A 14465-nucleotide genomic window follows, 5' to 3' on the forward strand; every position below is an offset into this window, starting at 1 on the left:
TATACTTTTTAGATCGTAGCTGCCATATCGCTGAGTCGTTCATTAATTGTTAGCATGACGTTCGTCCAATCTCCTATTCCCGTTTGCCTAATCAGGTTTGCACTTGGGTACCAGGGGGAGTCATTGCGATCTGCCATCCAGCGCCATTCACCTCCAAAACAGAGTAGTAGCCAGAGGGGGATACCCAGTGCACCTGCTAAATGAGCAGGTGCCGAGTCGATACAGATGAGCAGGTTTAAATTGCTCATGATTGCTGCAGTCTCATCGAAATCGGTGAGCTCATCATCCAGCATAAGGACATTACGAAAACCACGTAATGTGACTAATTCATCTTCTGTCAGACTTTTTTGTAGAGAGATAAACTGGATGTGGGGGTTGGAAGTAAAGATCGGCAACAGCTCGTTTAATTTAATGGACCGGTTGTGGTCGTTTTTATGTTCCGGGTTACCACGCCATACAACGCCTACGAGGATTTTTTTTGCAGGTAGCTGCGATCCCCAATGATACGCCAGAGAGGTATCTATGCTGAGGTAAGGTGTTATTTTAGGAATGTCCGCTTCTGAGAAACTTTTCATAGTTAAGGGTAGGCTCATTAGCGGGGTGCGGTAGTCTATGTTTTTAGGAGTTTCCTCTTTATCAATGATGTGAGCCTCAGGGAAGCTGCGTCTCATGATCTTTGTCAGAGGGCTGATCATCTGTACCCAGCAATTTATACCTTGTTCTATTAATGGCCTAATGTAGCGAGCCATTTGAATGGCATCGCCAAATCCTTGTTCATATTGAATCAGGAGATGCTTACCGCTGATGTCTGACTCACCTAGCCAGATTGGATAGGGGCAGCTCGTGATTGAGGTATCTGCATTTTTTGATAACCATCGTTGCTCATATCCTTTCCAGCCTGACTCAAAATTTCCTAGTGACAGGTTGAATAAACTCCGGTTCCATTGGCAGTCGATATAATCAGGTTGAATAGCTAGCGCCAGTTCGCAATGCTCCAATGCCTTGTCATATTGTTTCAGTGAGTTATATGTAGTGGCGAGGCTGCTGAGAATTTTATAGTCTTTAGGGTTTATAGCCAGCCCTTTATGATAAGCAATCAGGGCTTCATCAAAGCGGAATATTTCGCATAAGGCACCTCCAAGGTTGTCATAGGTTTCGGCGTGATTTGGATTGAGGATAAGACTTTTTTGATACCAGGAGATTGCCTCGTCAAATCGACGCATCTTTGACAAGGTTGCGCCGAGATTGTTATGGGCTCTTTCATGGTCAGGTTGGTATGTGATGGCTCGCTCATAACTCTCATAAGCATCAGCATATCGTTCTTGCTTGTAATAAATACTACCTAAGTTGTAATGTGCTTCGGCATAATCTGGCTGGATGGTAATTGCTTGTAGATAGCATACAATCGCCTGATCATACTTTTCAGTGGAGGCATGTAGTGTGCCCAAATTATTGTGGGCTTCCGCATTGTTTGGGTCTAGTTTCAGAGCCTGCTGATAGCTAAAAGCTGCATCGCCATATTGTTCGAGTGCTGTTTGAGTATTTCCCAGATTGTTAAATGTCTCGATGTAATCCGACTTAAGAAACAGTGCTTTTTTGTAATGTACGACGGCATTACCAAAATCTTTTAGTGCATTGTATGCGTTGCCTAGGTTGTTTTGTGCTTCGGGGAACTGCGGCCTGATGGCTAAGGCTTTTTCATAGCAATGTATTGCCTTATTGAATTTTCCTAGTGCGTAAAGGGCAATACCTAGATTGTAGTAAGCTTCGGCGAAGTCTCCCTGAATTGATATTGATTTTTCATATACCTCTATTGCTTTTTCATATTGCTTGAGCTCGCTGAATACATTGCCTAAGTTGCTATATGTATCGGCGTTTTCAGGTTGAATGGTTAACAGTTGTTGGTAACAGGTTACCAAGTCCTCGAACCGCTTCAGTTGTAACAGGCATGAGGCGAGATGATGGTGAGCCTGGATATGGGTAGGATTGGTTGATAATGTTTTTTGGAAGTGAATAACCGCTTCTTCATACCTTGCTTGAGAGGCAAGCAGTTTCCCAAGTTGGTAATGTGCACGCCAAAATTCAGGGAATATCGAAATTGCTTTTAAATAAGACGTTGCAGCATCTTCAAGTCGCTTGAGTTTTCTTAGGGTATTGGCTTGGTTAAAATATGCTTCCGCATGGTTCGGTAGTAATGATATGGCCTTACTATAGCAGGCAAGAGCCTCATCATATCTTTTTAGCATTTGGTAAGTGCGGCCTAACTGGTCCAGCAGGTGTGGGTGGTCAGGAAATATTGATAGTGCTTGTTGGTAGCATAAGGATGCCTCGTCAAAACGTTTGAGGTAAGACAGTGAAAGACCGAGATTGTTATAGGCGTCGATGGAGGTTTTCTCGGTAGATAAAACCTTACGGTAGTGCATAATCGCCTCTTCATGCTGATTGGAGGCATTGAGGGCGACACCAAGATTCAGTGATGCTTTGGCATATTCTGGATTTAACGTAAGAGCCATCTTGTAACATGCGATTGCTTTCTCAAAGTCTGCAAGCTCGCTAAGTGCTACGCCCATATTGAAGTGAGTTTCTGCTCGGTTTGGGTTTATGGAGGCTGATTTTTGGTAGCTATGGATGGCCTCATTAAAACGTCCAAGATTCCCTAAGGCTAACCCCAAATTAAAATAAGCATCGGCAAAATCTGGTTTGATTGCGACGGCACGTTGAATTGAGTCCACCGATTTCATGTACTCCTTGATTTGTAGGTAGATCACACCGAGTAGATGCCACGCATCTGGGTGATCGGGTATAAAATCTAGGAACTTTAAATAAAGCGACTCGGCATCTGATAGGTTGCCAGCCTGATGCAAATCCAACGCACGGTTTAGAAGAGTATTGGCTGGGTCATTCATTATTTAATCCTCCATTATCCTGTAGGGGCTAAAGTTTAAGTTTATGAAACTTACTGATTGGTGGTGCTAGACTTGTCTATCGCTGCTAGTTCGGGAACATGCCCAAAAACCCATTCCCCGTAATTAGTTTTGTTTTCGAAAGTACTGTAGATGGGTGGAAAATTCCTAGTTTTGAACGGAGTGGCAATGGAAGTGCTGAATACGCCCATGATGCCACCTCCAGGCGCTTCATATCGTCCCCATACCTGGCTTTGGGTCATTGGATCTTCATAGATTTTTCTAATGTAGCGCTTGGGTATGGGGAAACGATCGTCACGCAGTAATGCCTGAAGATTTTTGGGATATTGTTTTATCGGGCCAGGCGTTGCATTGTAATAATCGCGTATTGCCAGCCTAAATTTATCTCCTATCTTGAGTAGTTCCTGCTCGCGGTCACGTTGTCTTTGCTGGCTCCATATATTTCCGGCTTCTGCTAGTGAGAATCCGATCACCATAATGACGATTAGCAGACCGATGAAGGTATAACCATGCTCTGTTGATCTACCAGTCTGCATAGTTGCTACCATCCTGAGCGATATCAGGCGAACCGCTGTGTACATCGTAAACATCACCATGCAGATATGGATCGGCTGGAGGTGAGGTGATCCAGGATTCTATGCTTTGGGTGATGGGGTCTTCCGGCACAGCCCGTAGGTATTTACGCTCTACCATCTCTTCAAGGGAGGATGGATATATGCCTCTGTCGCTATAGTATTTGTCAATCGCATCGCGCATGACAGAGAGGTCATGTCGCAAAGATACCTCTTTGGATCGCTCCACTGCTTCGAAGTAGCGTGGTGATACAAGACTGAGCAGGGTGGCGATAATGGTCAGTACGACGAGCACTTCAATCAGCGTAAAACCGTGTGTTGGTTTTGAATGCATAGTTACCACTCACGGTAGGGGCGTTCATTCAACCCAATATCTTGAGAGGATGAGTAAACGTCGTAGATATCGTCCCCTTCTTTCGGCTCATCAAATGAGCTGGCATAACTACGCTTTCTCCATGTCTGTTCGGCAGAGATATCTAGGTCTGTTGAAAATGGGTCACGGGGAATACTGCGTAGGAAATATATCTTTTGTTTGTTGGGGTCGCGCTTGTTTTCTACACCCTCCACTAATGTTCTCAAGGAGGCTGGATATCCAGATTGACCGGGGGTCTTCTTGATAAATCCTTCATCCACCGCTCTTTTATAGGCATCGATGGCATCGCGTATTTGCCAAAGGCTACGCTTCAGTTCCTGTTCCTTATCACGCTTTACGGTCAATTGCATGACAGGTGCTGCCGAAGTTAGTATCAACGCTAGCAGGGATAGCGTGACCAGTAGCTCGATCAGCGTGAACCCTCGTAATATGTAAGTTCTTTTAAACATCATTACATCGGATTCCCGTTATTGTCGGGGCTGGATATATCGTCTATCGGTTTCATTGCAGCACGATCTGCACGGTTATCCTGGCTTGTCTGTGGAGAAGGTTGCGGAGGTGGAGGGGTATAGTCTGACGAAACTTGGCGCCCTGAGTTTGTCGATTTGCCAGTAGGCATGTTGCGATCTACGCCGACAGGAAAGGTCGTGTACACAGCATCGGCGGGTATGATATTGCTGATGATGCGTGGTGTTATCAGCAAGGCGATTTCTTTCTTGCGGCGATCTGTATTTTTGTCCGTAAACAGTCTGCCGATCAGAGGCAGCCCGGCTAATCCAGGCACTTTGTTAGATATCTTCTGCTCGTCATCACGGAACAGTCCAGCTAACACTTGGGTTTCGCCATTTTTCAGGCGAAGGATGGTGTTGGCGTTTCGTGTGCCTATGGTGTAAGTAACGGTGCCGCTGCTGGATGTGAGTTGGTCAGTCTGGTTACTGACTTCCATGCCGACCTTGATCGATACCTCATCATTGAGCAGGATAGTAGGTTCTACATCGAGTTTGATACCTACTTCAATGTAGTTGACCGATTGTGAGACGAAACCGGTGGCATTGGCGATACTAGTCAGTACGGGGATACGGTCACCGACATGAATCTTTGCCTTTTCTCGGTTCTTGACCCGAATATGCGGATTGGCGAGCAGGTTAGTGTCAGTGTCCTGCTGTAATAGATTAAGTGCCAGTACGGGGTCGCTGATGCTGAAAACACCAAGGTCTGAGTTGAAATTATTGAGCTCGCGTACAGTGAGTTTTCCCGGAGTCAGAGTCGTTGTGCCATTGACGGTAGGTCTGCCCTGTACACCGACGCTAGCTTGAGTGGGATATCTTATGCCGATGGCTTCTAGGCTCTTGCGGTTTATTTCCAGTACTTCGACTTCGAGCATGACCTCTGGGTCCGCCATGTCTTGGGAGGTGATAAGCTTTTCTGCCGTGCGGATGGCTTCGGCGGTATCACGCATGACCAGCGTGTTCAGTTTCTCGTCAATATAGATGTCCTTGGTCTTTAGCACGGTTTTGAGGAGTGCCATAACTTTCTTGGCATCGGTATTCGCTAGGTAAAAACTACGTACGAACATCTCCTGATACTCTTGACTGCGGCTGAGTGGGTATATCAGTAGCGTGTTGTCATTGAGCACCTTCTTGGCTAGTTGGTTGCTTGTGAGCAGGACTTCGATAGCATCTTCTATGGAGGTATTGCGCACGAAAATGCTGATAGGTTGTTCTGTCCTTAGCTCCTGATCATAGATGAAGTTGACATTAGCCACCCGAGAGATGAACTCGAATACGGATTTGACGGGGATATCCTTGAATTCTAGGGTAATCGGTTTGCTGAATGCCGATTTGATTTGAGGCGTGCTGATGACCTTGTCTATCCGCCTTTGCTCTATGCGTTCGTAAAGTGCACGTGCTGACTGATTTGTAGCCTCTTCTGCCAGAATTGCTCGTACGATGTTTTGCGCGCCATCGGGGTTATTCGCATTAAATAGCTCTTGGGCAGTAGCTGTCATTGTTTCATGTCGCTGCCCGATGGTTAGCGATCTTATGCCATCCTGCGCGCGCTGGTTTTCCGGATCCATCGCCAATGCACGTAGATAGGTAGTCTCAGCAACACTCCATTGTCGTTGTTGCCTCTGGAGATCACCTTCTTTCAGTAGAATAGCCAGTTGCAGATCTTGCTGATGTTTAAGATAACCGCGGTATTCTGGATTTTCTGGAAAGGTGCGTACCAGTATCTTTAGCCTATCGATACCTTCGCTCACCTTTCCTGCGTTGATCAATTCTTTGGCCTGCTGGTACTCTGTGTTGCTCTGCTGTAATTTATATTCCTGTGTCGAGCAAGCGCATAGGGTGCCAGCTATGACTAAGACACATGTTAGAACTGTCATATTGCGGGTGCAGGGTAAATTCAATTTACTTCTCCGATCGACATGGGGACTTCAGCCTGTAGTGGCTTATAGCTCAAGATCATTTGCGGGGGGCGTATGGTTTTTATTTGCCATTTTCCGAGAGCGTCGCCCTCACGGACGACATAGTTTCTGCCATTCTTCGTGAGAAAGACGATGTAGTGACCGTCTTCTTCCAGCTTCCCGGCATACGTATAAGGAATGGTCGGCACTTGTTCTTGCAACGGTATGGATATGGCTTCCTGAGTTTGCACTGCCACTGGCATATCGGTATTGAAAAGATTGCTTGGTAGCTCATCTGTTTTGGGGCGTAATAGGGTATCCATGTTGAACTCATCGGTGATTGCTATTGGTGGCGCAGGAGCACGCGAATTGGTCGGGGGGCGTTTTACAATGAGGACATCTCCGGCTTTATCCTCAGTGAAAGAAATCCAAGCTGTGGCGCTAAGTGTTATCGCTAATAGCATCCATATACCGTATTGCTTGATGAGTGATTGCAAATTCACTGTTGCTGCTCTTTGCCGAGGTAAATAGTGAATCTCAGCCTAGCCTCTATTGTTTCTGCGCTGATATCCTGACGTTTGAAGGTAATCTCGTTTAATGCAGCGGCGGGGAGAGTATTCAATACCTGATTGGTGAATTTCCGGATGTTCACATAACTCCCGCTTATCGGCATGGTGATCTGATATCTTGAAAAGGCAGCTTGGCTGTTGCGTGTGAGTGCATAATCAGCTTTATCTACAGTCAATTCATTATCGTTGGCAGCAACAAGAATCGTGGCAAGCAGATTAGTTGTCTGGTGTTCGGCAGGTAAAAAAAGATAAAAGGTATTGAGAGATGCCTGCGGTGAGCGGTCTATCCACTTGCCTTGGTGCTGTGGAATCTCTATGCGAAGTTTTTCGACTTCACGCGACAATTGATCAAGCTTGTCAGTCTTCGGTAGCACGATGGTGAGTGCTAGTGTCGCGCTACCCAGAAGCATGGTGATCCCGCTCAACCCTTGCCAGCCAAACTGTCGCGCGTGATATTGTAACCAGCGTGATAATGGTTGTTTCTTTATATCCTCCATACGGCCTCCACTAAAAAACGTATAGGCATGGGGCCTTCTTTCGTATGCTCGTGTGTTAGCAGGAAGACATCTTTTAACGCGGCCTGTTTTTCCAGACTGCTTATATATTCCAGCATGACATGTGTATCTGTTGCTTCTGCGGTAATGCGTAGCTTCCGTTGTCGAGCATTAGGTTCGACCGATATCAGTTTCACCTCTGGCGTGCTGATACTTTCCAGTGTTTTGAACAGCACTTGCCACGGTAGAGCAAGCTCTGCCATGACGGTTTTTACTGCGGCTATTTCATCACGCTTTCCTGAATTTTGATCTTTAGTAGATTGCTGTGCGCTTATGCTTGGTTGCTTGAGTTGAAGGGCATCTTTTTCCAAAGCGGTGTTACGTTGACTAATGTGTTCTAAGGTGATGAGTAGAGCGATAACGCTGAAAGCACCAGCAAACAAGAGGAAGTAAGACAGTGGATGAGCATAATGCGAAGTGGCGGCATGGTTGATGTATATGCGTTTCAACATTAGACCCACCTCAAGATGCTTGGGATAGGCTTGCGATCAGCTTGGCTATGATGGAGCGGAACCGTTGATATTTTGCGCCCAGGTAGCGACGAGATCGTATCGAACTCTCCCGACTCCACCCAGTAAGCCAGAATAGGCCAGTGGATAGCATCAATGCCTGTCATGATAGTTTCTCGCTGGATTAATGCCTCTAGCTGTACTGATAAATCATCTTCTGTTGCATGGCTTTTTAACGAGCGCCATTGATTGTTTTCAATTAAACCGAGGCATAGCCGACCTTGCTCTAGTGTGACTATCCAGAACGAGTCATTTGCTGCTTTTCTGCTGATATCCTGCCGTAATTCGTTCATTGCTATCATCAGATGTGGATATATGTACTTGATGGACATGTGAGCATCTTGGAAAGCAGCTTGCACGGCTCCTAGCAGTGCGGTACTTATCCCACTTGCCAGCGATGTTTGTCCATATCCACCGGGGTTCAGGCGAATGTCCCACAGCTTTGCTGGTTCGCCGTACGCTATGGCAAAACAATGGTGTAAATAAGCTTGTCGTTCTGCTGCGTTTGCTAGGTTCTCATTCCAAGGGATAACTGCATATCGGCAAAAGTGGCTTGAAAGTGCGATATGAGCATCAGTATTTTGCCACTGTGTATTGTGTAATGTTTGACGCAAAGTGTAGATGGCAGGCTGCCAGATATCGTCGTAACTGTATTGGTTACCCACTATCTTAGAACCTGCATTTGAATCTGTTAATGTGGAGTTCACAGGAATTATTTGCTTAACGACCACCTCTTTCGTGAGCCTGCGCTTTATGCGTGATAGCACGAGTTGGTGTGGCTGGATGAATATCCGAAGCTCGTCTCGCACGGCGGGATTAAGGCGCAGGAATTTAAACCAGCGAAGTGACACGGTTTATCTCCTGTAAGGTGGTTTCGCCTCGTCTGACCATATCCATTGCAGCTTCACGCATCGTGCGCGTGCCATTGGCACGGGCGGCATCCTTTACTTTTCGCACCGGCTCGCGGGTGACGATAAGTTCGCGGATAAGGTCATTGAACACTAGTAGTTCGGCGATCGCCTTGCGACCCTTGTAACCGGTACCATGACATTGGCCGCAGCCTTGGCCGATGCGAAATTTGAAACCGGGCAGCATTTCCGCTGTAACGCCGGATTTCTCTAGAAGATCAACATCTGGTTGGTCATCTATCACACAGTGCTGGCAGATAATGCGTACCAGCCGCTGGGCCATGATGCCATTAATTGCGGATACGAAGCTGTATGGATCCACATCCATATTGGTAAAGCGGCCGATGACGTCGAATACGTTGTTGGCGTGTACCGTAGTCAGTACTAAGTGACCAGTGAGGGCGGACTGTACGGCAATCTGTGCCGTTTCCGAGTCGCGTATTTCACCGACCATGATCTTGTCCGGGTCGTGACGTAGAATTGAACGCAAACCGCGGGCGAAGGTCAGGCCTTTTTTCTCATTTACCGGAATCTGTAAGACGCCCGGTAGCTGATATTCCACCGGATCTTCGATGGTAACAATCTTGTCTTGTCCATTATTGATTTCGGATATGATGCCGTAAAGCGTGGTGGTTTTACCGCTGCCGGTTGGTCCGGTGACTAGCAGCATGCCGTAGGGTTCTTCTGCTAAGAGTCGGAAGCGTGCCATGATAGACTCTTCAAAACCCAGTACTTCCATGCTCAGGCCTTTGGCTTGATCGCTGATTGCTTTACGGTCAAGTATGCGTAGTACGGCATCTTCACCGAACACGCTGGGCATAATGGATACACGCATATCCACTTCTCGACCCTGCACCATCACTTTGAAGCGACCATCCTGCGGAACGCGACGCTCGGCGATATCTAGTTCCGACATCACTTTTATACGTGAGATGGCCTGTTCTGCTTGCATGGTGCCGTTGACACTGCCTACCATGTTTAATACGCCGTCTATGCGGTACTTAATGGTAAGCCCGTGCGGGTCTGTTTCCATGTGGATATCACTGGCACCCGCCTTGAGTGCGTCGTATAAGGTTGAGCGAACCAGCTTGACTACTGGACTGGTGTCTTCTGAGATGGAGCGTAGCGAGATATCCTCGAGACCGGTGCTGCCGTTCTCAGCATTGGCATGCTCAGGCAATATCCCGTCCATCGCTCGCATGCTTTCCTCATAGCGGGAGAGAAAAGCGGCGATATCCTTGCGGTGCGCTAACCGCCACTCGATATGCTCTGTTGTTCGCATCTCCATGCGGCTATGCAGGAAAGTATCGAATGGGTTGGCGCAGGCGATATGCAATACGCCTTCTTTGTTGTGCAGAGCTACACATTCCTGCCTGCTCGCGTCGGAGAATGGGAGCAGACCGAAATCAGGGGTCATTTCATAAAGTTGCAAAATACCCAATACCGGATAGTGCATCAAAGCACCTAGGGCAATGGTGAAGTCATCCGAGCTTAAGCCCGATATTTCCTCCAGCACATCCAGCAGATGCTGATTACTCTGGGCGGATAGCTGGCGTGCAGTTTCTAGCTGTTGTAGCCTTAATTCGGCGGGTGGTATCGAGACCATTGGTAACTGCTCAAGCGGCTGATTCACTGAATGCTCCCAGCCAGATCAAAAATAGGCATATACATGAGTACCACTACAATACCGACGATCAGGCCAATGACCACCATCAGCAGCGGTTCAAGCAGTCGTGTGAACCAGTCGACCGCACGTGATATTTCTTCATCATAAAAAAGACCAATTCGTTCCATCATTTCGCCCATGCTACCGGTACGCTCACCAACGCGTAGCATGCGGATAGCAATGGAGGTTGTCAGGCCATGATCTTCCATGGCGCTTGAAAGTGGTTTGCCTTCTCGCACGTCGCGTTCAGCTAGTTGCAGGCTGTTACGCAACAATGGCTGCAATAGTGACGCCACCATCTGCATGCCAGTGACCATGGGAATACCGCCGCGCAAGAGCATACCAAGCGTGCGATAAAAGCGTGCCAGTTGGTAGATTCGCATGGTTTCACCAAGTGCTGGTATCTTCCATATCTGTGACATGATGGTGGTGCGCACTGTGGATCGGCTTAATAAGTAGCCGAGTATTCCAGTGAAAATAATGAAGACAATAAACGCTTCTGAGCCGTGGTCATGCAATAAACGTCCCCAAGCGAGTAGTAACTGCGACATCCACGGCAAGTCAGTGCCTGCACTTTCGTAGATAGTACTAAAGCGTGGCACGACATAACCGAGCAGAAACAACATCACTAAACCGCCGACGATGATTAGCAATACTGGGTAGATGGAGGCGGTGACGATCTTCTTGCGTACCGCATCCAGCTGCCCTTGATAGGCGACATGCCGTCCCAACGCCTGCACCATGTCGCCGGTGCGCTCGCTACTACGTATGAGGGCGATATACAAAGGAGGAAATACCTGCGGGAATCGTTCCAGTGCGCTGGAAAGTGGCAGGCCTTCATAAAGCGATGCCATCACCTGTGTGAGTATAGTTCGGGACTCTGTTTGGGCTTCTTTTTCTGCAAGCGCTTCTATCGACTCCACCAGACTCAAGCCAGAATCTAGTAGTGAGAGCAGTTCCTGACTAAATAGCATCAGGTTAAATCTACTTTTTCCAAATGCGCCTACACGAGATAGCTTGCCCAGCGCTCGTGTTGCTAACAAGCTGTAACCCTGTGCTTCTACCATTAATTGCGCCTGCAAAGGGTCGCTCGCTTCTAATGTCAGCGTTTCTACCAGCTGTCCACGCGCGACCTTCAATTCAAATTTCATCGATCATCCTGCATTTACTGGGTAGCCTTTAAAAAAACTGGAAGGTCAATTACCTACCAGCTCACTACATCTGCTGATTCGTTATCGCCACCGGCTTGCCCATCCTTGCCAAATGACCACAGGTCATATTCGCTGTGCTCGCCAGGATATTTGTATTGATAGACTTTGCCCCACGGATCATGAGGTACAGTCTTTTGCAGGTATGGCCCCTGCCATTTTTGTTCATCTGAAGGCGCTGCATTAAGGGCAGCCAGTCCTTGCTCAGTATTTGGGTAGTGCCCCGTATCCAGTCGATATTGATCGAGCGCTTTTCCTAGTGCATCTATTTGCGCCTTGGCTGTCTTGGTCTCTGATTTACCGATCTGTGCAAAATATTTAGGCCCCACATATCCAGCTAGAAGACCAATGATGACCATCACCACTAACAGTTCCAGCAGAGTGAAACCTGACTGAACTAGCGTTCTTTTGATATCGCACTTAATCATGTTCAATACCTGATAGTTGTATTTTCTTGGGGGAAAGCAGGGGCTTTTGGCCCCCACTTTGATCACTTAGAAATCACTGAATCAATGGATTACATTAATAAGTGATGTTGACGTTGGCACCGTTAGGGATATATCCGGGTACCTTAAACTCTACAAAAGGCGCTTCTTCCTGACCTGTCTGGCGGAAACTGTAGGCATTATTGGTAAGTACGGCTTCCCCATTTACTATTTGTGGGCAAGCATTTGTACCTGTTACCTTGACATACAGTTGCGATGAGTCTGGCAGGGTTGTGCCGTCATCATCCAGATAGTTATTATCTGTAGTGAACTCTACCCAGTTGGTGTCGATGCCAGCGGCCTGTTGTGCTGCTGTAGGTACAGGGAGTGGGCTTGACCAGGAATTGACTCCGTTGATAGAAGTGCTGGTTGGCGCAGAAGTTGTAATTGGACGGCTGACATATCCAGAAGCAGCGAGCGATGGTGTGCTTGAATTAGCACGGTGTTGAACGGATGTGTAGGTTCGACCAATCCGGAATAACACCTCATCAGAAATCGCAGAGTAGTAATAAGCTGCCTGTACACTACTTGCTGTAGTGAATGCACTGAAACCTGCGCGTGCAAAACCATTCAGCTCAAGATATACAGGTTCGTATTCATCTTCCTCCTCGTCGTACTCCATCGCTACCGGATTATTTGTCATGCTGTATCTAAGGCCGTAGATACAAACTTGGTTACTCCCGCTTTGGCCATTGCTCCACACACGCTCATCCATTCTAGCTACAGTAATGCTGCTGCTCAGGGTTGATCCTGTGTATACGATAGGTACACTGGTTCTGGTTGCAACTACATTTGTCACGCTTGAGTCAGGTGAAACGTTGCGGCTAGCAGGAAAAACAGCGCATGTATTATTTGCTCCTGCACTAGGTGCTGTAGAAGCCACTGACCCAAAATTACCCGTCGTGTTACAAAGTGTGTAGGGGGTAGTATCAGAGCCTACAGTAAAGCCGCCGGAGGGCAGGCTTACAAAACCCGTAGCCATTGCTTGTGCAGAAGCTAATCCAAATGCACTTAAAACAGCTAATCTGATTGCTGATTGTTTCATGATAGTTTCCTTCAGAGTTATAATCAGCAGGCATTTGTGGCTGCCCGCATCACCAATTCGACGCCAATAGTTGGTAGAGCCTTCCAAGTCGCTACTTCTTATCAGTGTCAAATTCTGCTGGGGGCAGTTCACAAATGCCCTCCCATATGCTCTTGCACCCGCTCATCCCGGCGGTTTTCCATTCTTCATTGTCGTACTTTCAACTAATTGCCAATATCGGCATTTCGCGTTGTTTGTATCAAATTGTTTCTTTTTGTTACGCAATAGGTGTGCCATTGAAAATGGTCGTAGCGCCAGCCTTGCTACGACTGCCACGGCATTTGTGTCGGGAAAAATTCCCTATTAAATCATTTGGTTATTTTTAGCCATGTGGTGGTTGCAGAGTAGCCATGTGGTCTTTTAAAGCGGATTGAAAGTGTTTTTGTTTTAGCTATTCATATAAATAACATATTGATTAATATTAATTTTATGTTTTTGTAACAAAATATTTCATGAGTGGCATTAATGTTGCGACATTAGCGCGTATCGACTGGTGACAGTCATCGCAATGGTAGTAAGTAAACATCCATAAAAGTTTACCTGCCGCACTTAATCCATGAATGGAAGGAATAGAAATGGCAACGCAACGCACAGCTTTCGCGGACATTATCAATGCAATTTACGGTACCAATACCGATGCAAAGGAGACGGCTAGGGAGTACTTGGATACTTACATTACAGGTGTAGGTGATCTGGAAGATGCGACACTGGAAACTGGAGTCAAGCTATATACCGATGCTGTCAGCGGCAGGAAAGTTGTGGTTACCTCAAAAACAACGGGTGCTACCGTGGATGGTAGTTATCAGGATGCTGTGTTAAGCGCACAGGCTAAAACTGGAGGGCTGACAGGGGATGATGAAGCCAATATCCTCATCGGTAATACCTTTGCTAACCTACTCAATGGAGGCGATGGTGACGATACTCTATTTGGTGGCGGGGGTAATGATACTCTGAGCGGTGGAGCAGGTGCAGATGTGTTGGAGGGAGGGAGTGGCAACAATACCTACATCATCGACACAGCAGATGATGAAGTGATCGAATCACTAGCTGGTACAGCTGGAGGCACAGACACCGTGATCATCAGCGCTGAGTTTGATGATATCTCTGGTGATGGTTATACCCTTAGCGAGAATGTCGAGCATCTCAATGCCAGTGCCTATGTAAATGGCATCGAGTTAACTGGCAATGCACTTGCCAACACCATCA

General features: G+C 47.1%; 14 protein-coding genes. 1 reads left to right on the forward strand and 13 read right to left on the reverse strand.

Translation table 11 applies throughout. From position 1 onward, the window contains the following. Positions 1-8 precede the first annotated feature (8 nt). The 13 genes from A7981_RS11515 to A7981_RS11575 all read right to left on the reverse strand — a co-directional run bounded on the left by A7981_RS11515 (position 9) and on the right by A7981_RS11575 (position 13220). A complete protein-coding gene (locus A7981_RS11515; protein WP_067268314.1) occupies positions 9-2906 on the reverse strand; it encodes a tetratricopeptide repeat protein in 2898 nt (965 codons plus the stop codon). Between the two features lie 50 nt (positions 2907-2956). Further along, positions 2957-3460, reverse strand: coding sequence for a type II secretion system protein (locus A7981_RS11520; protein ID WP_067268316.1), 504 nt, complete (start codon positions 3458-3460; stop codon positions 2957-2959). Beyond that, entirely contained in the window at positions 3447-3830 is a 384-nt protein-coding gene (locus tag A7981_RS11525) for a type II secretion system protein (protein ID WP_067268318.1), read from the reverse strand. Before A7981_RS11525 ends, A7981_RS11520 begins: the two co-directional genes overlap by 14 nt. Positions 3831-3832: 2 nt before the next feature. Next, entirely contained in the window at positions 3833-4318 is a 486-nt protein-coding gene (locus A7981_RS11530; RefSeq protein WP_088178078.1) for a type II secretion system protein, read from the reverse strand. 2 nt (positions 4319-4320) lie between these two features. Next, on the reverse strand, positions 4321-6255 hold the full coding sequence (locus A7981_RS11535) for a secretin N-terminal domain-containing protein (protein ID WP_067268321.1): 1935 nt from the start codon (positions 6253-6255) through the stop codon (positions 4321-4323). Between the two features lie 20 nt (positions 6256-6275). Continuing rightward, positions 6276-6779 (reverse strand): hypothetical protein, encoded by a 504-nt coding sequence (locus A7981_RS11540; protein ID WP_067268330.1) that lies wholly within the window; start codon positions 6777-6779, stop codon positions 6276-6278. Beyond that, positions 6776-7342, reverse strand: a complete 567-nt coding sequence (gene pilO / locus A7981_RS11545) for a type 4a pilus biogenesis protein PilO (protein WP_067268332.1) — start codon at positions 7340-7342, stop codon at positions 6776-6778. The genes A7981_RS11540 and pilO overlap by 4 nt, the downstream gene beginning before the upstream one ends. Continuing rightward, the gene (locus A7981_RS11550; RefSeq protein ID WP_088178075.1) at positions 7330-7851 is read right to left on the reverse strand and encodes a hypothetical protein; all 522 of its coding nucleotides are present in this window, start codon (positions 7849-7851) and stop codon (positions 7330-7332) included. The genes pilO and A7981_RS11550 overlap by 13 nt, the downstream gene beginning before the upstream one ends. Continuing rightward, entirely contained in the window at positions 7851-8759 is a 909-nt protein-coding gene (locus A7981_RS11555; protein WP_067268334.1) for a hypothetical protein, read from the reverse strand. Before A7981_RS11555 ends, A7981_RS11550 begins: the two co-directional genes overlap by 1 nt. Further along, positions 8740-10422, reverse strand: coding sequence for a GspE/PulE family protein (locus A7981_RS11560; RefSeq protein ID WP_067268336.1), 1683 nt, complete (start codon positions 10420-10422; stop codon positions 8740-8742). Before A7981_RS11560 ends, A7981_RS11555 begins: the two co-directional genes overlap by 20 nt. 23 nt (positions 10423-10445) lie before the next feature. Next, the gene (locus A7981_RS11565) at positions 10446-11633 is read right to left on the reverse strand and encodes a type II secretion system F family protein (protein ID WP_067268338.1); all 1188 of its coding nucleotides are present in this window, start codon (positions 11631-11633) and stop codon (positions 10446-10448) included. Positions 11634-11686: 53 nt separating this feature from the next. Then, positions 11687-12118, reverse strand: a complete 432-nt coding sequence (gspG, locus tag A7981_RS11570) for a type II secretion system major pseudopilin GspG (RefSeq protein ID WP_067268340.1) — start codon at positions 12116-12118, stop codon at positions 11687-11689. A 94-nt stretch (positions 12119-12212) separates the two neighbouring features. Beyond that, on the reverse strand, positions 12213-13220 hold the full coding sequence (locus A7981_RS11575; RefSeq protein WP_067268342.1) for a hypothetical protein: 1008 nt from the start codon (positions 13218-13220) through the stop codon (positions 12213-12215). A 614-nt stretch (positions 13221-13834) separates the two neighbouring features. Here A7981_RS11575 and A7981_RS12395 point away from each other — a divergent pair. After that, on the forward strand, positions 13835-14465 hold a 631-nt coding region (locus A7981_RS12395; protein WP_371440364.1), incomplete at its 3' end, for a calcium-binding protein.

Source organism: Methylovorus sp. MM2 (genome assembly GCF_001648895.1).
GTDB lineage: Bacteria > Pseudomonadota > Gammaproteobacteria > Burkholderiales > Methylophilaceae > MM1.

Coding starts and splice junctions, on each gene's coding strand:
- A7981_RS11515 (WP_067268314.1), bottom strand. CDS start 2,906: ATGAATGACCCAGCCAATACTCTTCTAAACCGTGCGTTGGATTTGCAT.
- A7981_RS11520 (WP_067268316.1), bottom strand. CDS start 3,460: ATGCAGACTGGTAGATCAACAGAGCATGGTTATACCTTCATCGGTCTG.
- A7981_RS11525 (WP_067268318.1), bottom strand. CDS start 3,830: ATGCATTCAAAACCAACACACGGTTTTACGCTGATTGAAGTGCTCGTC.
- A7981_RS11530 (WP_088178078.1), bottom strand. CDS start 4,318: ATGTTTAAAAGAACTTACATATTACGAGGGTTCACGCTGATCGAGCTA.
- A7981_RS11535 (WP_067268321.1), bottom strand. CDS start 6,255: ATGACAGTTCTAACATGTGTCTTAGTCATAGCTGGCACCCTATGCGCT.
- pilO (WP_067268332.1), bottom strand. CDS start 7,342: ATGGAGGATATAAAGAAACAACCATTATCACGCTGGTTACAATATCAC.
- A7981_RS11550 (WP_088178075.1), bottom strand. CDS start 7,851: ATGTTGAAACGCATATACATCAACCATGCCGCCACTTCGCATTATGCT.
- A7981_RS11560 (WP_067268336.1), bottom strand. CDS start 10,422: ATGGTCTCGATACCACCCGCCGAATTAAGGCTACAACAGCTAGAAACT.
- A7981_RS11565 (WP_067268338.1), bottom strand. CDS start 11,633: ATGAAATTTGAATTGAAGGTCGCGCGTGGACAGCTGGTAGAAACGCTG.
- gspG (WP_067268340.1), bottom strand. CDS start 12,118: ATGATTAAGTGCGATATCAAAAGAACGCTAGTTCAGTCAGGTTTCACT.
- A7981_RS11575 (WP_067268342.1), bottom strand. CDS start 13,220: ATGAAACAATCAGCAATCAGATTAGCTGTTTTAAGTGCATTTGGATTA.